The 17933-nt window shown below is 39.8% G+C and carries 16 protein-coding genes; 8 read left to right on the top strand and 8 right to left on the bottom strand.

The features are described from left to right. The first annotated feature begins 8 nt into the window (after positions 1–8). Together ACE1B6_RS09315 and ACE1B6_RS09310 are read left to right on the top strand one after the other, a co-directional pair. Positions 9–1838, top strand: coding sequence for an N-acetylmuramoyl-L-alanine amidase (locus tag ACE1B6_RS09315; RefSeq protein WP_413256980.1), 1830 nt, complete (start codon positions 9–11; stop codon positions 1836–1838). A gap of 112 nt (positions 1839–1950) precedes the next feature. Next, on the top strand, positions 1951–2508 hold the full coding sequence (locus tag ACE1B6_RS09310) for an NUDIX hydrolase (protein WP_413256979.1): 558 nt from the start codon (positions 1951–1953) through the stop codon (positions 2506–2508). A 16-nt stretch (positions 2509–2524) separates the two neighbouring features. Here the strand turns inward: ACE1B6_RS09310 and ACE1B6_RS09305 are convergent, their stop codons facing one another. Next, entirely contained in the window at positions 2525–3040 is a 516-nt protein-coding gene (locus tag ACE1B6_RS09305; protein WP_413256978.1) for a GNAT family N-acetyltransferase, read from the bottom strand. Then, positions 3027–3314, bottom strand: a complete 288-nt coding sequence (locus tag ACE1B6_RS09300; RefSeq protein ID WP_413256977.1) for a type II toxin-antitoxin system TacA family antitoxin — start codon at positions 3312–3314, stop codon at positions 3027–3029. The genes ACE1B6_RS09305 and ACE1B6_RS09300 overlap by 14 nt, the downstream gene beginning before the upstream one ends. A 189-nt stretch (positions 3315–3503) precedes the next feature. Between ACE1B6_RS09300 and ACE1B6_RS09295 the strand changes: the two genes are divergently transcribed. Beyond that, positions 3504–3965 (top strand): hypothetical protein, encoded by a 462-nt coding sequence (locus ACE1B6_RS09295; RefSeq protein ID WP_413256976.1) that lies wholly within the window; start codon positions 3504–3506, stop codon positions 3963–3965. A 99-nt stretch (positions 3966–4064) separates the two neighbouring features. On the opposite strand, the gene argZ is transcribed toward ACE1B6_RS09295, so the two are convergent. The 5 genes from argZ to aroC all read right to left on the bottom strand — a co-directional run bounded on the left by argZ (position 4065) and on the right by aroC (position 10796). Then, entirely contained in the window at positions 4065–6179 is a 2115-nt protein-coding gene (argZ, locus tag ACE1B6_RS09290) for a bifunctional arginine dihydrolase/ornithine cyclodeaminase (RefSeq protein WP_413256975.1), read from the bottom strand. A gap of 235 nt (positions 6180–6414) precedes the next feature. Then, positions 6415–7005, bottom strand: coding sequence for an arylesterase (locus ACE1B6_RS09285; RefSeq protein WP_413256974.1), 591 nt, complete (start codon positions 7003–7005; stop codon positions 6415–6417). A gap of 427 nt (positions 7006–7432) precedes the next feature. Beyond that, the gene (locus tag ACE1B6_RS09280) at positions 7433–8758 is read right to left on the bottom strand and encodes a cytochrome P450 (RefSeq protein WP_413256973.1); all 1326 of its coding nucleotides are present in this window, start codon (positions 8756–8758) and stop codon (positions 7433–7435) included. An 81-nt stretch (positions 8759–8839) separates the two neighbouring features. After that, the gene (locus ACE1B6_RS09275) at positions 8840–9694 is read right to left on the bottom strand and encodes an MBL fold metallo-hydrolase (RefSeq protein WP_413256972.1); all 855 of its coding nucleotides are present in this window, start codon (positions 9692–9694) and stop codon (positions 8840–8842) included. Beyond that, entirely contained in the window at positions 9684–10796 is a 1113-nt protein-coding gene (gene aroC / locus ACE1B6_RS09270) for a chorismate synthase (protein WP_413256971.1), read from the bottom strand. The genes ACE1B6_RS09275 and aroC overlap by 11 nt, the downstream gene beginning before the upstream one ends. Positions 10797–11297: 501 nt before the next feature. Here aroC and ccmS point away from each other — a divergent pair. Next, positions 11298–11738, top strand: a complete 441-nt coding sequence (gene ccmS / locus ACE1B6_RS09265; RefSeq protein WP_413256970.1) for a beta-carboxysome assembly chaperone CcmS — start codon at positions 11298–11300, stop codon at positions 11736–11738. A gap of 74 nt (positions 11739–11812) precedes the next feature. Here ccmS and ACE1B6_RS09260 read toward each other — a convergent pair whose 3' ends face one another. Then, complete coding sequence (locus ACE1B6_RS09260; protein WP_413256969.1) at positions 11813–12709, bottom strand: alpha/beta fold hydrolase; 897 nt, start codon at positions 12707–12709, stop codon at positions 11813–11815. Between the two features lie 136 nt (positions 12710–12845). Between ACE1B6_RS09260 and ACE1B6_RS09255 the strand changes: the two genes are divergently transcribed. The 4 genes from ACE1B6_RS09255 to ACE1B6_RS09240 are packed head-to-tail and all read left to right on the top strand — an operon-like array spanning position 12846 to position 17897. Continuing rightward, complete coding sequence (locus ACE1B6_RS09255; protein WP_413256968.1) at positions 12846–13637, top strand: DUF928 domain-containing protein; 792 nt, start codon at positions 12846–12848, stop codon at positions 13635–13637. A gap of 30 nt (positions 13638–13667) precedes the next feature. After that, on the top strand, positions 13668–15920 hold the full coding sequence (locus tag ACE1B6_RS09250) for a CHASE2 domain-containing protein (protein ID WP_413256967.1): 2253 nt from the start codon (positions 13668–13670) through the stop codon (positions 15918–15920). After that, positions 15904–17058, top strand: coding sequence for a glycosyltransferase family 4 protein (locus tag ACE1B6_RS09245; protein WP_413256966.1), 1155 nt, complete (start codon positions 15904–15906; stop codon positions 17056–17058). The genes ACE1B6_RS09250 and ACE1B6_RS09245 overlap by 17 nt, the downstream gene beginning before the upstream one ends. Next, positions 17049–17897 (top strand): glycosyltransferase family 2 protein, encoded by an 849-nt coding sequence (locus ACE1B6_RS09240; protein ID WP_413256965.1) that lies wholly within the window; start codon positions 17049–17051, stop codon positions 17895–17897. The genes ACE1B6_RS09245 and ACE1B6_RS09240 overlap by 10 nt, the downstream gene beginning before the upstream one ends. Positions 17898–17933 lie beyond the last annotated feature (36 nt).

The following is a 17933-nucleotide window of genomic DNA, read 5'->3' as shown; positions in this document are numbered from 1 at the left end:
ATTAACCAATGGGAAAAACTGTAAAATTAGCTGGATTAGGAATTGCGATCGCTTTCACTACATTTAACTCCTTTGCAGAGATTACTGTGGCACAACAATCATTAGTTATTGCGTTTCCTTCACGGACTGAATATCAAACTTCTTCGGATAGAATGTTCTTTTTAGGTTCTGCACCTCCTGGCGGAAATGTATTAGTAAATGGGCAACCTATTGAAAGAAGTCCGGCGGGACATTTTGCGCCGAGATTTTCTTTAAAGATGGGCGAAAATATCTTTATCTTCCGTTATCAAAATCAAGAACGGGTGATTAAAGTTAATCGGATTTCTCGACAAGCAAGTTTACCAAATGGGTTAGGTTTTGCGGAAGGTTCTTTGTCACCTGCGATCGATATTGCTAGATTACCAGGGGAGTTAATTTGTTTTAGTGCGATCGCACCCACAAACGCCACAGTTTCAGTTAAACTAAGCAATCAAAATATCCCCTTATATCCTCAAGGAAAAAAGGTAGAATTGCCTTCTAATTTAGCAGTTTTAGCCGACCAAAATCAACCGATCCCCCCAACCCCCCTTGATAAGGGGGGCTTAAATCCGATTAGTAAATATGAAGGTTGTGCGGTAGCTTCGGAAGCAGGAGAATTAGGTTTTCCTGAATTTCAATTAACCGCTAATGGAAATACTATATCGCAAGTCGGTCAAGGCAAAGTTTCTATATTAACACCCACAGATTTAGAAATAGCTGAAGTGATTGTGGATGCTGGGGTTGCCCGGACTGGGCCAAGTACCGATCACTCGCGTTTAACACCTTTACCAAAAGGCACGTTAGCAACAATAACTGGTAGAGAAGGTGAATGGGTAAGATTAGATTATGGTGCTTGGATTAAAGCCGCAGAAGTGCAAGTTTCTAGAGCGAGTGTACCACCAAAATCGATTATTCGCAGCGTAAGTGCGCGAGAAATTCCAGGTGCAACTCAGGTGATTTTCCCCTTACAAGTTCCGGTTCCGGTAAGCGTGCAACAAGGCGATCGCACTTTCACCTTAACACTTTACAACACCACCGCCCAAACTGACATTATTCGCCTCGATGATAACCCGTTAATTTCCCGATTAGATTGGCAACAAGTCGCGCCAAATCAAGTGCAGTATACCTTTAATTTAAAGTCAGGACAACAATGGGGTTATCAACTAAAATATGAGGGAACAAGTTTAGTTTTAACCTTAAGACATTCGCCAACAACTTCCTCTACAACATCTTCAGAAACCGGAGGAATGAAAGGAGAAATAGGGAAACCTTTGGCGGGTATTACTATTTTATTAGATCCCGGACATGGCGGGAAAGAACCAGGGGCAGCGGGGCCAAATGGTTATTTAGAAAAAGATGTTAATTTGAGTGTATCTCGGTTATTACGGGATGAACTTGTTGCTAGAGGTGCGACAGTTTATATGACAAGAGAGGATGATTCAACTCTATCTTTGCAAGAAAGAATGGCGACGATCGATCGCGTACAACCTGCGATCGCACTTTCCATACATTATAATTCCCTACCCGACTATGGCGATGCTTTTAATACTAAAGGTGTGGGAACTTTTTGGTATCACCCACAAGCCCATAGTTTAGCAGTATTTTTGCAAAAATATATGGTGCAAAAATTAAACCGTCCTTCCTACGGAGTCTTTTGGAATAACCTTGCATTAACTCGCCCACATTCCGCCCCTTCAGTATTGTTAGAATTAGGTTTTATGAGCAACCCTTTTGAATTTGAATGGGCAACAAATCCCCAAGAACAAAGTAAATTAGCTGCAATATTAGCAGATGGAATTACTGAATGGTTTAAGCAGTGATTGGGGATTGGGGATTGGGGACTGGGGACTGGGGACTGGGAAACAACTTTTAAATTCATCTGTGTTCATCTGTGGTTAAAAAACAATATTTTGGACTTTTCCCAAGAATCTAATGATTAAAAAATGGAAAATTCTTAAATCGAAACTTGTTTTTAATAACAAATGGGTAACAATTCGGCAAGATGAAGTAGAATTGCCGAAAGGGGAAATCATTGATGATTTTTTCGTTTTTGTTCGTCCAGATATTGTTTTAATTTTCCCGGTTACTGAAAATCAAGAAATTGTGTTTGTGCGCCAATATCGACACGCGACGGAGGAAATTTTGTTAGAACTTCCAGCAGGAAGACTCGATTCAGAAATAGAAGATGCGGAAGTTGCGGCGCGAAGAGAACTAGAAGAAGAAACAGGTTATGTTGCAGAAGAGTTGATTAAATTAGAAAGTTTGTATGATAATCCGATTAAAGATACAAATAAAATTCACTTATTTTTGGCAAAGAATGTACATTTAACCGGAAAACAAAACCTAGATCTTACAGAAGATGTGGAAGTTGTGTTAATCCCGATCGATCGAGTAATGACTAAAATTAATCAAGGAGAAATTCGGGTATCAGGAACGATCGCAGCTATTTTTTTGGGAATAAATTATTTATCCCAAACTAATTGTAGATAATAAAAAACCTTTAGCTTTATGAATTTTCCTTCTCTCCTTGAATCAGCGGTTCAATGGTACTGAGAGGCAGGAACATTTCTAACTCTGAATTTTCTAAACTTTCAAATCCATAGCGTGAATAGTAGTTTTTGGCTTTCTCATCTTTAGCATCAACAAATAATCCTATACCTCCTGCTGTTTCAGCGACAACGAACGCCTTCCTCATTGCCTCTATCATGAGAATTTCTCCAATTCCCGTTCTTTGCCACTTTCGATCGACAGCCAAACGAGCTAATTTGATTCCTGGTACTTTCTGGGGATACTTTTTCACCCATCTTTCTGGCAAGTTTTCGCCGCGAATTTCGCATAGCGTTAAACTCAGATAGCCGATGATAGTTGAAGGCTGTTCGCTATCAATTAATACCCATGTCCGCGCTATTCCTTTTTGCTGATGTTGCCGCGCTGTTTGCTGCAAGTAACGATTGAGAACCTCATTTCCGCAATCAAAGTCCGTCCGATTATGTGTTTTTGTGAGTAATTCAATGATTTTCACGGAAAAAAATAGCGTGTTTTTCAAAGGCGGCTTTTAGTTTCTCCGATGCTTTTGGGGGATTCTCCAGTAACTCGAAGATGCGATCGGCATCGGCATTAGATAGCTCAATAACCCTTTGTTCTTCTAATATTTTTTGCGCTTCCTTTAAAGCCGCTTGCACGACAAATTGGTTTAAGGTTGATCCTGATAATTCAGCAGCTTCCTGCAAGGTTTCTCTGACTTTCGCTGATACTCTGGCTGTTACTCGCACCTCTTTTTGCTTTTGTTGACTCATAGACTTTTTCTCTCTTTTATACTATGAGTCTAACTATTTTAGTGCCATTTTGTCACTATATAAACCTACTAACAAAAAAAGTTTTGGTAAAAGTTCTAAATTTCGCTTTGGCAAATAATAGACCGATCGCTTGTTAACACCTAACAAACTAACTATAATAATATATACAAAATCTATTACTCCATCATAATGACTGTCACAATAACTATTAACTTACCCGAAAGTGTAGTGGCATCTGTCCAACGTCTTGGAGAAGCAACATCACGAAATATATCAGAAGTATTAGCTGATACGCTAGAAATCCTTTTACCTACCTTTAGTAATCTTTCAGAAATCAATATTGATTCAGAAGTTTCTCAGCTTTCAAATCAAGAAGTAATCGAGTTAGCTAACTTAAAAATGGAGGAGGCACAAAACCAACGTCTTGGAGAACTCCAAGCTAAGGGAAAAAATGCTGGATTGACGGAAGCAGAACGTTACGAACTTTTAGTTTTAATGTCAATTTATCAAATAGGACAATTAAGAAAATCAGCCGGATTAGCTGAAGCAGTTCATCGAGGATTAAAAATACCTTTATTACCATTAAATAATAATTTGGCTGTTATTGTGCGTCAAAATTGGGTTAAAGCTGGTTGGCATCCACCCAATTAAAGTTAAATTTTTTGAGGTAAACCAGAGACAAATTTAATAAAAAAGCTGCCCTAAATTTAACATTTAGGGCAGCTGAAATATTTAAAAGATTGGACTTAATTAAACAGTTTTAGCGATGTGATAAGGACTAGTTAATTTATCCAATTGTTTGGTTAACAAACTGAGGAATAATCCCACATCGGTAACAACGCCGATCGATTCAATAGAACCCCGATCGCTTAACTTAGTAACAACCGCTGGGTTAATATCCACACAAACCATTTTTACGCCCGCAGGTGTCATATTACCCACACCGATCGAGTGCAACATGGAAGAAAGCATTAAAATCATGTCAGCACCTTGCAACAATCTGGCATACTCTTGTTGTGCCTTAATCAAATCCATTTCTGTATCTGGTAAAGGGCCATCATCGCGAATTGAACCAGCTAAACAGAAAGGTACATTGCTGCGAACACATTCGTACATTACCCCAGTTTTAAATACGCCATGTTCTACAGCTTTGGCGATGTTTCCGTAACGACGAATCGTGTTAATTACCTTTAAGTGATGACGGTGCCCACCGCGAACCGCAACACCTCGCTTCATATCCACACCTAACGAGGTTCCCATCATTGCTTGTTCGATGTCGTGAACTGCGATCGCATTTCCACCCAACAAAGCTTGTACATAACCTTCCCGAATCAACCGGGAAAGATGTTCTGCACCACCAGTATGAATCACCACTGGCCCTGCTGTCACCACCACTTTACCACCTTGATCGCGAATTTGGCGCAATTCCCAAGCGATTTGTTCCACCACCAATTCTACACGGCGTTCGCTGGAAACACCCGCTCCCATAAAGCTAAATTCTTGCGTATTTCTTTGTTCGCGAGACTCAGTTTTGCGAATTGTGCGGATACCTTCTACTCCGACAATTACATGATCGCCAATTTCCAAATCTCTGAGCAATTTACATTTTGCGATCGGCCCATCTTGAGTAAAGTTTACTGCGATCGCACCATCCATCCGCTGATTTTGTACCTTCACCCATTCACAATGTACCCGCACTTCCGTTGGGTAAATCGTCGTAACGTAAAAGTCATCTGGCGCAACACCTGGAATAGTCACAGGTTCCGTATTAACATCACAAATTTCTTGCGGCGGAGGTAACGCACCCAGATCGATCAACTGAGACATAATCTCTTCCATGATCTCATGATCTGGAGCAGAGACTTTTACATCAGCAGAAGAAGTACTTTGGCGTTGTTCTCCTAAATGGAAATTGAGAACTTGGAAACTGCCACCATTGTCTACAATTAAGTCTAAAGCGCGATTGATTAAACCGGAATCTAACAAGTGACCTTCAAAGCGAATAGTGCGACTTTCCACAGATACTAAACTGTGAACTTCCACTCTCACTGGTTCAGTAACGCGCAAGGTCAAACATTTCGCTGCGCCACCAGCTTTCAAAAATTCGGTTAATGGTGTTTCTACTACTTGAAAACCACATTCTTTCAACCGTTGCTTTAAGCTGTCACTTACTTTGTTCATCACCACCACGTCATCGACGTTGACAGCATTACAAGCAAAGTTAACTGCGTCTGCTTCTTCGATCGCAATCCGTTTTTCCGGCGCAACCCGCATTTCAATCAAGCGATTTGAGTAGGAATCAAATGCTGAAGGATAGTAAAGCAAATAACCGCCAGCTAAAGGACAAAAGCAAGTATCTAAATGATAGAATCGCTCATCAATTAAGCGCAGAGAAAGTACTTCAATATCTAGCCATTTTGCTAAATAGGGGTGAGAATCTAATTCAGAACGGAAACCATAACCCGCCCATAACCAGCGACCTTCGCGATCGAGTAAAGCATCACCCGCACCTTCAAAAGGTAAATCTTTTGGTAGTTCGTAAACTGTGTAACCTTGGTCTTCAAACCATTTTTTGAAATGTGGTTCTTCCCCTTGGCGTTCTTTATGATGAAAACGACTTAAAACGACATTTTTACCTAATACTAAACCTGCGTTAGCGGTAAATACCATATCGGGCCAACCTTTTTCCGGGTTAACCAAATCAACTAAAGCATGATCCTTGAGGACGTGGTGCAGTTTTCGCCATTGTTCAACGGCGCGATCGCGAGAAGACTTGTGTATATTACCCTCCATCCAAGGATTAATCACATAATCCACATCGTAGTGGTCGGGAGGACACATCAGGAAGCGAATCGGTTCAGTCATAAATTAAATTAGCTAGCTCAACTTTACGGCTGGAAACTTTATACATAAGCCGCAGTGAAACCACCCCTTAAAAATATTAGGAGTAGATGCGGAGCATACATATTAAAGGCCAAATCTCTATTCTAAAGGAAAAGGGATAAATTTTTACTCGCTATTCTAAGTTTAATTGCCGATAAAATTCCCCAAATCTCTATGCAGAAGTAGCCATAGAAAACAGAATCTTATGTTACAAAATTTAATTTTTCCGCGAGCGAAACTGCATTAAAGCAGAAGGCCAAGTTGCTTTAGCTAATAAAGGCTTGAGTTCTTTAGCAACGCGAGTAGCTAATAATTTATGCCCTTCCGCATTAGGATGAATAAAATCCGGCTGGCGATAACGAGGATTATCCGAAATTCCTTTTAAAACTTCAGGAATTAAGTAAGCATTAGTTTCCTTAGCTACCCGCTGATAAAGGGTTTTATATTCATCAGTAAACAAACCTAAATTCATGCCCAAAAGTACAACAATTGCTGACTTTTCTTGAATCGAAGTAACAATTTGCCGTAAGTTTTTTTCAGTCTCCGGCTTAGGAAATTTCCTTAAAAAATCATTGCCACCAAGTTCAACAATGACTAGCCAAGGTTCAGCAGCAATTACATCAGTTTGTAAGCGTTTTAATCCGGTTTCAGTAGTATCACCACTCACGCCTCGATTAACAATTGGTAAACTTAATTCCTGACTCAAAACACTAGGAAAAGCTTGATTTGCTTCTACGCCATAACCGGAAGCAATGCTATCACCTAAAACTATTACTTGTTTACCTGCACCTGCTTTCAAGTTTTTCACAGAATTAACTTGATTGCTGCAACTAGTAAAACTAATAAAAAGTAAAAACGAACACAGGATTAGGGAAAAGAAGGTTAACCAGCGATATTTTTTCATAAGTGAAGAAAGCGATCGCCATTATTACATCAACCTCATTTTCCCATCGTTTATTAATAAAATCAAACATAGCTTCAACCCAGAAAGTTATCTGCTAGCTCGGAAATGGACTTCTGGGTGGACTAAAAACGTAAGCATTTAAACTTTTTGTCTGAAACCCTTGCCGCAAGGGGTTTAGACTGCAAAACTCCCTATTTAAATAGTATCAGCTTAGGAGCGATCGCCGATCCCACTAAAAACAAAACTTGTTAGTTGATAGAACCAAAATTCGATCGAGCGTATCAACATTTAAGTTTCTGACGCACCCTACAACTTGACTCAACTGTGATACTTACAAGCGATGAAAACTCACCTTTAAATTATCTTTGGGATGAGGTGTTGGTATAGTTACCAATTCCAAATTTTGCTCAGGTACAAGTTCCCAATTATAATCTCGCACTAAGTACACAGCAAAAACTTTCATCACCAATTGAGCAAAAGCTTTCCCCAAACATTCGCGCATTCCACCGCCAAAAGGTAGATAACTGAAAGGCTTTTTATCCTCATTTCTTTCCGGGGAAAAACGCTCCGGGTCAAACTTTTCCGGTTGAGAATAAACGGATTCATCTTCGTGAGTTCTAGCTATTTGATAAAGTACTCCCCAACCTTCAGGAATAGAATAGCCATTGAACTCACAAGATTTGACCACTTTACGGAAACCCCCACCTACAGGAGGAACAATTCGCAACACTTCTTTGATTACCATTTCCAGATAATTCATCTGTTTCAAATGTTCCATTGTCAAAGAATCATTGCCAACTACTTGCCTGATTTCCGCACGGAGTTTTTCCCTGACTTCAGGATTTTGTGCTAAAGATAAACAGAAAGTGCCGAGTGCAGAATTTAAAGTTTCATGTCCGGCAAATAGCAAAAGTAAAACCTGATCTTTAAGTTCGGGTAAACTAAAACCGTTGCCTTCTTCATCTCTTGCTTGCAACATTAAACCTAGTGCATCTTTCCCAGGTTCTTGTTGCTTTTGGCGGCGTAATACAATCTTTTCAATTTCGGCTAAAAGTTCTTTTCGACAACGCAAAGCTCGACCAAATTTAGTCCAAGGTAAGGGAATCGGAATCGTAAATAATCCATCGCACCAATCTTTAAACAGTTTGCTTAAAGATGTTTGAGAACCTGATTCTGTGCCAATCAATAAAGTACTGGCAATATCATAAGTGTAATTTCTCAGTTCGGGATACCAAGTTAAATTGCTAATACTTTCCCATTTTTGTAAATATTCTTGGGTAACTTTTTCCATTCCCGGCAGATAACCTGCTAAGGCTTTTGGTTGGAAAGCATGAGAAAGTAATTTGCGTCGAGATTGGTGTTGACTACCTTCTTGTAAGGATAAAGAATTTGGCCCCAAAAGGACTTTTGTGCTTTGGGGCCAACTAATAGCAAAATATTGGTTGTTGCTGAGAATAAAGCGGTTTGCCTCGGCTCCAATGATGACAATGGAATCAGCACCAAAGATCCGGGTTTTAAAAATAGAACCGTGTTGCTTTTGACGCTTTTCCATAAAATCAGGATCGCGGAGAAACTCAATGGTTTCTCCCAGCAAAGGCAAACCAAAATTTCCGGGTGGCAAAGGTAGCTTCTGAGAACGATCGGTTGTAGTAGTCATCGCTGCTTATCCCCAGGGAAAATAGATGTAGAATGCAAATATTTCAAATTGTAAACTCTTAGCCTGTAAGTGATAATTCTCCTAAACTACTTTTAAAATCATTCCTTCTTTAGCTAACACAGCATTAGGAGAAGCAGCGAGAATTTTTTCAGCGAGTTTATCGAGAAATTCATCGCTGTGAACGGGTTCGTGATGAAATTTGACAAACCTTTTCACTCCAGCTGCTTCGGATATTTTTACTCCTTCTTCCCAAGTTGAGTGACCCCAACCAACTTTGGGAGATTTGGGATTATGATATTCTTCATCGGTATACATGGAATCGTAAATTAGCAAATCAGCATTATCAGCTAATTGCAAGACATTTTCATCTATATGGTCGGGATAATGTTCTGTATCGGTGCAATAAAATACCGAATGTCCTCGCCAGTTGACGCGATAACCCATTGCACCATTGGGATGATTCAGGGGGCCTGTTTCAATGATAATGTCGTCAATTTTGATAGTATCCCCGCAACAAATATCACAAAATTCGATGTTTGCCTGCATTCCTTTAAGTGGAACTGGGGAGTTGGGATGAAGCACTCGTTCCATAAAATGTTGCTCCATCGAACCCTTTTGATCGGGAACTGCGCCGTAAATTTCAAAATGATTACCCTCAATAAAAGCTGGGATAAACATTGGCACGCCTTGAATATGATCCCAATGGTAGTGGGTAAAGAACATATATGCTTGTACTGGCATAGTTTTGAGTAGTTCTCTCCCTAAAACGTGCAAGCCGCTACCGCCATCGAAAATCAGGCGTTTGCCACCAATTCGCATTTCGATACAGGAGGTGTTACCTCCGTAACGCGCAGTTTGGTTTCCAGGGGTTGGGATACTACCTCGGACACCCCAGAATTGAACTAAAAATTCGTCAGAAGAATGGCTATTTTCCATGTGCTGCTTCAAATTTCAAGGTGCCGCATTGCCCCTGTTGCCGCAGAAGGTGATCGCACAACACTAAGGCAACCATTGCTTCTACCATAGGCACTGCTCTAGGTAGTACGCAAGGGTCATGTCTTCCTTTGGCTGCCAAGGTGGTTGCTTCTCCTTCACGGGTTACAGTACGCTGTTCTTTTCGGATCGTAGCAGTTGGTTTAAACGCTACTCGGATGATGATATTTTCACCGTTGGAAATGCCACCCTGAATACCGCCCGATCGGTTGGTAACGGTTCGGATGTGACCTTCTGCGTCAGTATAAAATTCGTCGTTGTGTTCGCTGCCTGTTAGTAAAGTACCAGCAAAGCCCGAACCAATTTCAAATCCTTTACTGGCTGGTAAGGACATCACAGCTTTAGCTAAGTCTGCTTCTAGTTTATCGAATACTGGCTCACCTAATCCGGGAGGAATGTGGCGAGCAACACATTCAACTACACCTCCGATCGAGTCGCCTTGCCGTCGAATTTCCTCAATTAGTTCGATCATCCGATCGGCACATTCGGAGTCAGGACAGCGCACGATGTTACTTTCTACTTGTTCCATCGTTACTGTGTTGGGGTCAACGATTCCTTCAAGATCTTTGATGCGCTTAACGTAACCGATGATTTCAATGTTGGCGATTTGTTTAAGGATTTTTTTAGCGATCGCTCCCGCTGCTACTCTCCCGATTGTCTCACGGGCTGACGATCGCCCCCCACCTTGCCAGTTGCGAATTCCGTATTTCGCATCGTAAGTGGCATCGGCATGGGATGGACGATACTTTACTGCCATTTCATCATAATCTTGGGGTCGGGTATCTTGATTTTTTACCAAAATTGTGATAGATGTTCCTAATGTTTTATCTTCAAAAACACCGGAAAGAATTTCGCAGCTGTCAGCTTCTTTACGAGGGGTGGTGATTTTGCTTTGTCCTGGTCTTCTTCTGTCTAATTCTTGTTGAATTTCTGCGGGAGTGATTTCGAGTTGCGGCGGACAACCGTCGATGACTACTCCGACTCCACCGCCATGAGATTCACCAAATGTAGTGATCCGAAATAAATGTCCGAAAATGTTACCCATGATGTTGTTGAGAATGCCGGAAAACTTCGATCTTATCAGCGATTGGTGTTGTCGGTTGCAGCCTGGATCGCTAAACTTAATTAAATTTTAGCTAACTGCTGGGAATTCAGTGGGAAAATAATCTCTCAATTATCGATCTGGAGGAAATAGGGGTTAATATAAATGATGTAATAAAATTTTCACCAAGTTGGTTAGCTCCCATGTATTTTGATTTCTTGACATGGTGACGAAAAATATTGCTTATGGTAGTTTTGCCATAGACTGCTAGAGGTGATAATAGCCGTGAAGATAGCAAAATCTTAAGACTTAATTGTGAAACTATCACCTGTTTGATAAGAGTATGGTATTTCTAGAAATTAGTTGGGGCAAAAATGACCAAGTGGTAAGTTGGGAAAGAAGACAAAAATTACTCGAACTGGGAAATATTTACTCTAGCCTTGAGCGAGTGTAGTCTGAGAAAAAATTTGAATTCACCTTGATAATGACAGAACGCAAATAATTATGATGTTTGGTAGTACCCAATCAAATCAGGGGGCGAATAACTGGCGACAACAGTTAAATGAATTCGTCAAGCAAAATCAAAAAGAATTAGCTGCCTTAGCTTGGGGGCTAATGCTACAAAGGGGAGAAAGTGAAGATACTTTGGGTATCGATCTGGAACCAAAACCGCATTTTGTTTATTGTCCGAGAAATGCGATCGAAGCATTAAATCACCAGGTCGAAAATCAACTTCAGGAAATTTTGGGCATTTTAGATGCACACGATCCGAAGCAAGAAGTTTTGATTATTGGCATTGGTAATGGTCAAATTAAGTTAGTGCAGTTTGAACCGGAACCTTCTCCACCTGATTGTTTTGCTGAGGTGGCGCAAGATAAAGATGTGGATAGTTTATTGGAACAATTAGAAGAACGGATGTGCGAACAAATAGTGTTGAAAAGTTGAGCGATCGCTAAATTATAAAAAGTATATGAGCAATTCTCTCAGGGCGAAAGTGCTGCTGAGGAGAGAAGTATGGGCTAATTATCTTTTTCCATGATAAATTGGGAAATATGTTGGGCGGTAATATCTGGTTTTTCTAGGTGGGGTACATGACCGCAGTTGGCGATCCAGATTAGTTTGCTGTTAGCGATCGCCGCCGCAAATTTTTCCGCGTCACTAATACCTAAAATCCGGTCAGATTCTCCCCATAAAATTAAAGTTGGTTGCTGAATATCTTGCAGTTTTTCCCGAAAGGAACCGTAACCTCCACTTTTAGTAAAAGCAATTAAAGCTTGTGCCCAACCGGACATTTGTAAATGCAATGCGGCACATAATTGAGCATCGAGAGAGGCAAAATTTGGATTACAATAAGCGTTGATACTAATGCGTTGGCGGACTTGAGGATTCCGCAAAAATTCAGTGGCTAAGTAACCTAGAGGGGGAAATAAAAATCTGCCGATCGCGGGTCCTGTGGAGAAACCTGCACTATCAATCAAAACTAATTTTTTAACTGCTTGGGGATAGGTAAGAGTAAAATCAATTGCTGCTGCACCTCCCATAGAAGCGCCGACTAAAATTACAGGTTGTTTGATTAAAGTTTGCCAAGAGTGGTAGAGGTGAGTAGCGATCGCACTAGGGCTAAAGCTAAGTTGTGGGTTTCTTTCTGTAAAGCCAAAACCTAAAAGATCGATCGCCCAAGTTTCTTGTTTTTCGGCAAGAATGGGTAGTAGGCGGCGAAATTCTAATACCGAACTATCGAAACCATGAAGTAATAAAATAGGGGTTCCAATTTTACCTAAATTGACATAAGTTGTACCAATTGGCTGTTCGCTCAAGGGAGTGAAAATTGGTTGATATTGGATGTTTTGTGCTAGAGCAATCGAGGTAGATTCTGTTAGTTGCTCGACGGAATTGGGAAGAAAAGAAGGCCACATGAAATATAGTATAACTGATATGCGATACTGCTAACGCAACGCTACGCGATCGCGGTAAACAATAAAAATTGCTGACAGTGAGGAGCAATTTAAGCCAAACTAGAGTCATTATATTGAGAAGAATTTGAGGATGAATATGAAATTGGCTCTCACTGGAAAGACTTTGCTGGTGAGTCTTAGTTTAGGATTAGCGATCGTTCCCAACTTAATAGCAGAGGTTAAGGGACAAAATCAACAAGTAACTAGAGTCAAAAATTTCACCTGGGAAGTAAGTCAGAGTTACCAGCCACCAGACAGAAGCGCACCTTCCACCACTGCGGGAGGCGCTTCGCGAGGAAGTTGTCTGGAAAGTACAGGAGTTTTGACTTCCTTGATGCCGCAAAATAATTTAGGATTGACGGCGACAGGGTATCCGACATTTTTTTGGTATGTTCCTAAATCTAGTGCTCAAGCACTAGAATTTAAGCTGCGAGACAGTACAAATGGTGAGGTAGTTTACCAAAAGAGTTTGCCTGTTCCTGAGAATTCAGGTATTGTCAGTTTTACTTTAACCAAAAATGAATTACCTGCGCCGCTAGAGGTGGGGAAATTGTATCATTGGTACTTTACAATGGTCTGTCCACCTAATCCTAATGAAGAACTTCCCGGAAAGAGTGGAGATGTTATCGTAGACGGGTGGGTAGAGCGAACGGAATTAAATCCGGTGCTAGTGAATCAATTAGAAAATGCTGCACCGAGCGATCGTCCAGCCTTGTATGCAGCCGCAGGTATTTGGCATGACAGTTTAACAATTTTAGTTGAGTTGCTGCGCGAGAAACCTGATGACCAAAACTTAAAAAATCAGTGGAAAGAACTCCTAAATTCAGTAGGTTTAAATAGCATCGCCGAAAAGCAAATCATTGATTGTTGTATCTCAAAAGATGACTAGGATCTCACGATCGCCAATGGTATATCTAATATGTTTTCTAAGCTAAAACTGAAACAGCTAATTTGGGAATGGCGGGGAGTCTTAATTACGGCACCAAGCGTTACTTTATTAGTAATTGCTTTACGTTTTGCGGGATTATTTCAATTTTTGGAATGGTCAGCTTACGATCAAATGTTTCGCTTGCGTTCCCATGAAGGTAGAGACTCCCGAATTGTAGTTGTAGGAATTACGGAAGCAGACTTAAGAAAATTAAAACAATGGCCGATTAAAGACAAAATTTTAGTAGATTTATTGCAGAAAATCAAACAACAGCAACCGAGAGCTATAGGTTTAGATATTTATCGAGATTTACCTGTAGGCAATGAAGCTGAACATGAGAAATTATTACAGTTATATAGGACTACACCCAATTTAATTGGCATTAAAAAAGTTGTTGGTGGTGCTACTGGACCAGCGATAGATCCGCCACCAATTTTAAAAGAAAAAGGACAGGTTAGTGCTAATGATTTACCTTTGGATACGGATGGGAAAATTCGGCGACAGTTTTTGTATATTTCCCAGAATGGTAAACCAATAGAAAGTTTAGGTTTAAAATTAGCTTTAATATATTTACAAGCAAAAGGTATAGTTCCGCAACCAGCTAAAGTTAATCCTGATTATTTGCAATTAGGAAAAGTAGTATTTGTACCTTTTGAAGCTAATGATGGTGGTTATGTTCGCACTGATGCGGCAGGATATCAGAAAATTTTAAACTTTCGTGGTGCAGCTAACAATTTTAAAATTGTTTCGCTTTTAGATGTATTAGAAAATCGCATTCCTCGTGATTTAATGCGCGATCGCATTGTCTTAATTGGTTCAACAGCAGAAAGCTTAAATGATTTGTTATATACTCCTTATAGTAGTAGTTTTGTGGGGATTCCCCAGCGAACTTCCGGGGTAGAAATTCATGCTCATTTAACCAGCATGATTTTAAGTGCAGTTATAGATGGTCGCCCGTTAATTAAAACTTGGCCGGAATGGTTAGAGTGGTTGTGGATTTTACTTGGGGCTACGATCGGCGCAGTTGTAACTTGGCAATGGCGATATCGCGGAGGTGTCGGGAAATTTTCGGTGAAAAGAACTGCCAGTATATTGTTAATAATAGGCAGTTTTTTCTTAATAGGCTATTTAGCTTTTCTAGAAGGTTGGTGGATTCCGGTAATCCCACCTGTAATTGCTTTTTTAGGAGCAGGAAGCGTTATTATTGCTTATATTGCTCGGACAGCTGGAGAAATTCGCCAAACTTTTAGCCGCTATTTGACGGATGAAGTAGTAGCTAATTTACTGGAATCATCCGATGGATTTAAACTGGGTGGAGAACGACGGAAAGTGACAATTTTAATGTCGGATTTGCGGGGTTTTTCGTCGGTTTCCGAAGAGTTAGCACCGGAAACAGTGGTTTCTATGCTAAATATTTATTTGGGGGAAATGGCTGATGTAATTATGAAGTATCAGGGTACGATCGATGAGTTTATTGGCGATGCAATTTTGGTCTTGTTTGGTGCGCCAACGCAAAGAGAGGATGATGCAGAAAGGGCGATCGCTTGTGCTCTAGAAATGCAGTTAGCAATGGGCAGTGTAAACAAAAAAAATGAGCGACTAGGTTTACCGAGCATCGAAATGGGAATAGGAATTAGCACAGGTGAAGTAGTAGTAGGAAATATTGGTTCCGCAAAACGTGCCAAATATGGTGTAGTCGGACATCATGTAAATTTGACTGCCCGGATTGAATCCTACACAGTAGGCGGTCAAATTTTAATTTCTGAATCTACTTTAAAAGAAGTTGATTCCATTGTGCGAATTGATGGAGAGATTGAAGTACAGCCCAAAGGATTTAATGAGCCAATTAGTATTTACGAAGTAGGAGGAATAGGTGGCAAACATAGCCTTTATTTATCAACTGAAAAGAGCCTTCTGGTTCCTTTAAAAGCAGAGTTACCTATACAATATACCTTGATGGATGATAAACGCATTGATGGTACTGTATATTATGGAAGTTTAATTAAATTATCAGAAAACAGTGCGGAAATTCGTTGTGAGTCAATATTAGAAACTTTTAAGAATATTAAAATTAATTTGGTAAATAAAGATGAAGAATTAACTGTTAGTGCAGATATTTATGCTAAAGTTTTAAAGAAAACTACAGATGGTGATCGAAATTTTTATATTCGATTTACTAGGATTCCTGCCGATGTAACAGCTTTCTTATCAGAAATTTATCAGCAAAATGCACCAGAGAACTAAAAGACCGATCGAAGTAATGAGCCTGAATCATTATATTATGGGGCACGCTACCTATCAAAATATATTAGAAAAAACTTTTAGAGAACATATACCAGAAGTGGAGTTTTATTCCCTACATTTAACTGATTACTTTAAAAGTGATTTGCTAGGGAGAGTAATATATTGGTTCCTGAAACAACAACTTCCTGGAGCAGATAAAGCTGATTACGATTTTCATAGATTTCGCACTGAATGGGCTAATTCCTTTTTTGCTCGTCGTTGTTTAGAAAAAGCCTTAAAAAATTATCAACCAGATGTAATTCATATTCATACACAAGCGATTGCCTATCTAGCTGTACCATTATTTAAAAAATATGCTTCTGTAGTTTCAATTGATTACACGCACGCTTTATTAGCGAAAGAACATCCTTATCCAGCTAGTATTACCTATCAACCAATCATTGCAATTGAAAAAAAATGCTTTACCCATGCTGCTCATATTATCACTTGGTCTGAAAGAGCGAGAAATTCAGTAATTAGTGATTATGGAATTTCCCCAAAGAAAGTAACAGCTATTGCTCCGCCAGTACCTTTAGAATTTTTCACTAAGATAATTCCCAGAAGAACAACAAGAGAAAAGTTACCTAGATTGTTGTTTGTGGGTAATGACTTCCAACGTAAAGGTGGCGAAGATGTATTAAATGTATTTTTAGAAAGTTGTACCAATATTTGTGAACTTGACATTGTGACCAACTCAGATTTAAATTTACCTGTGTTACCAAATTTGCGAGTTCATCGAGGTGTTCGTCCTTTGTCAACAGAAATTTTGGAACTGTACCAAAATGCAGATATATTTGTGATGCCCACTCATGAGGATTGCTATCCAATGGTATTTATAGAAGCGATGGGTGCAGGATTACCGAGTATAGGTACTACAGTGATGGGAGTTCCTGAATTAGTGCAGAATGGGATAAATGGATTAACGATTAAAGCTGGCGATCGCACTGCTTTAAAACAAGCCATTATTAAGTTAGTAGAAAATCCTGAATTAAGATTATCTATGGGGGAAGCTGGCAGGAAAATTGCCCAAGAAAAATATGATGCTGTCTCCAACTGTGACAAAATTGCAGAAATTTTTGCTAATAGTTTATGCAGATAAATTCTAGGGAAATTCGCTTAAGTGTAGCTTTGGTGACACGCAATCGCCCAGAAAGTTTGGCACGTTGTTTGGAGAGTTTGCGATCGCAAAATGTTCAACCTTTTGAAGTAGTTGTATCCGATGATTCCGATCCCGAAATGGCAGCCAAAAGCGCAGAAATAGCAAACTATTGGAATTGTCGCTATATTGTCGGCCCTCGTCGCGGACTTTATGCGAATAGAAATTATGCTGCACTAGCTTGCCAAGGTACACATATTCGGACGATGGATGACGATCATGTACTTCCTGAAGGACATTTAAAACAGTGCTTAGAAGCTATTTATTCAGATCCAAAATCAATTTGGACAACTGGAGAAATTGGTTTTATTGATGGGAAATATTGTGGAACTTCTGCAACAGCAACTCAATTATATCCGTCAGGAGTTAGTGGGCCAGTCACCAATGTTGATGATAATTGGGCGATCGCCGATGGCTCCACAATTTACCCCCAGGAAGTTTTTCAGCAAGGACATAGAATGGTGGAGTGGTTTCCATTTGGCTCTAGTTATTTAGAGTTTGGAGCTTATCTGTACTATCACGGCTTTCGCAGTCGTTGTATTCCCGGTGCATTAATTGAACACTATGCTAATCAAACTATTTTGACAAGAAAAAAAGATATAGCTGTAATTGAAAGCCAACTTTATGCTAGCATTTGTTTCAATATTTACTTCAAACCTAATTATATCCTAGCTGTAAAATATATTTACTCCAATATAAATTACTCCAATTTTAATCAAAAATTGGTCAGTAATTTACCTAATTTAATAACTAAAGCCCAAAAGCGTTGGCAAAAAGTTTAGCCCGATAAAAGCTTGCTAAATCAATAGTTGGTAAAA

This window comes from Floridaenema fluviatile BLCC-F154 (genome assembly GCF_041929135.1).
Taxonomy (GTDB): domain Bacteria; phylum Cyanobacteriota; class Cyanobacteriia; order Cyanobacteriales; family Aerosakkonemataceae; genus Floridanema; species Floridanema fluviatile.
Note: the sequence above shows the minus strand (reverse complement) of the source record. Positions and strands in the feature narration are given on the sequence as shown.

Coding starts and splice junctions, on each gene's coding strand:
- ACE1B6_RS09315 (WP_413256980.1), top strand. CDS start 9: ATGGGAAAAACTGTAAAATTAGCTGGATTAGGAATTGCGATCGCTTTC.
- ACE1B6_RS09310 (WP_413256979.1), top strand. CDS start 1,951: ATGATTAAAAAATGGAAAATTCTTAAATCGAAACTTGTTTTTAATAAC.
- ACE1B6_RS09300 (WP_413256977.1), bottom strand. CDS start 3,314: ATGAGTCAACAAAAGCAAAAAGAGGTGCGAGTAACAGCCAGAGTATCA.
- ACE1B6_RS09295 (WP_413256976.1), top strand. CDS start 3,504: ATGACTGTCACAATAACTATTAACTTACCCGAAAGTGTAGTGGCATCT.
- argZ (WP_413256975.1), bottom strand. CDS start 6,179: ATGACTGAACCGATTCGCTTCCTGATGTGTCCTCCCGACCACTACGAT.
- ACE1B6_RS09280 (WP_413256973.1), bottom strand. CDS start 8,758: ATGACTACTACAACCGATCGTTCTCAGAAGCTACCTTTGCCACCCGGA.
- ACE1B6_RS09275 (WP_413256972.1), bottom strand. CDS start 9,694: ATGGAAAATAGCCATTCTTCTGACGAATTTTTAGTTCAATTCTGGGGT.
- aroC (WP_413256971.1), bottom strand. CDS start 10,796: ATGGGTAACATTTTCGGACATTTATTTCGGATCACTACATTTGGTGAA.
- ccmS (WP_413256970.1), top strand. CDS start 11,298: ATGATGTTTGGTAGTACCCAATCAAATCAGGGGGCGAATAACTGGCGA.
- ACE1B6_RS09260 (WP_413256969.1), bottom strand. CDS start 12,709: ATGTGGCCTTCTTTTCTTCCCAATTCCGTCGAGCAACTAACAGAATCT.
- ACE1B6_RS09255 (WP_413256968.1), top strand. CDS start 12,846: ATGAAATTGGCTCTCACTGGAAAGACTTTGCTGGTGAGTCTTAGTTTA.
- ACE1B6_RS09250 (WP_413256967.1), top strand. CDS start 13,668: ATGTTTTCTAAGCTAAAACTGAAACAGCTAATTTGGGAATGGCGGGGA.
- ACE1B6_RS09245 (WP_413256966.1), top strand. CDS start 15,904: ATGCACCAGAGAACTAAAAGACCGATCGAAGTAATGAGCCTGAATCAT.
- ACE1B6_RS09240 (WP_413256965.1), top strand. CDS start 17,049: ATGCAGATAAATTCTAGGGAAATTCGCTTAAGTGTAGCTTTGGTGACA.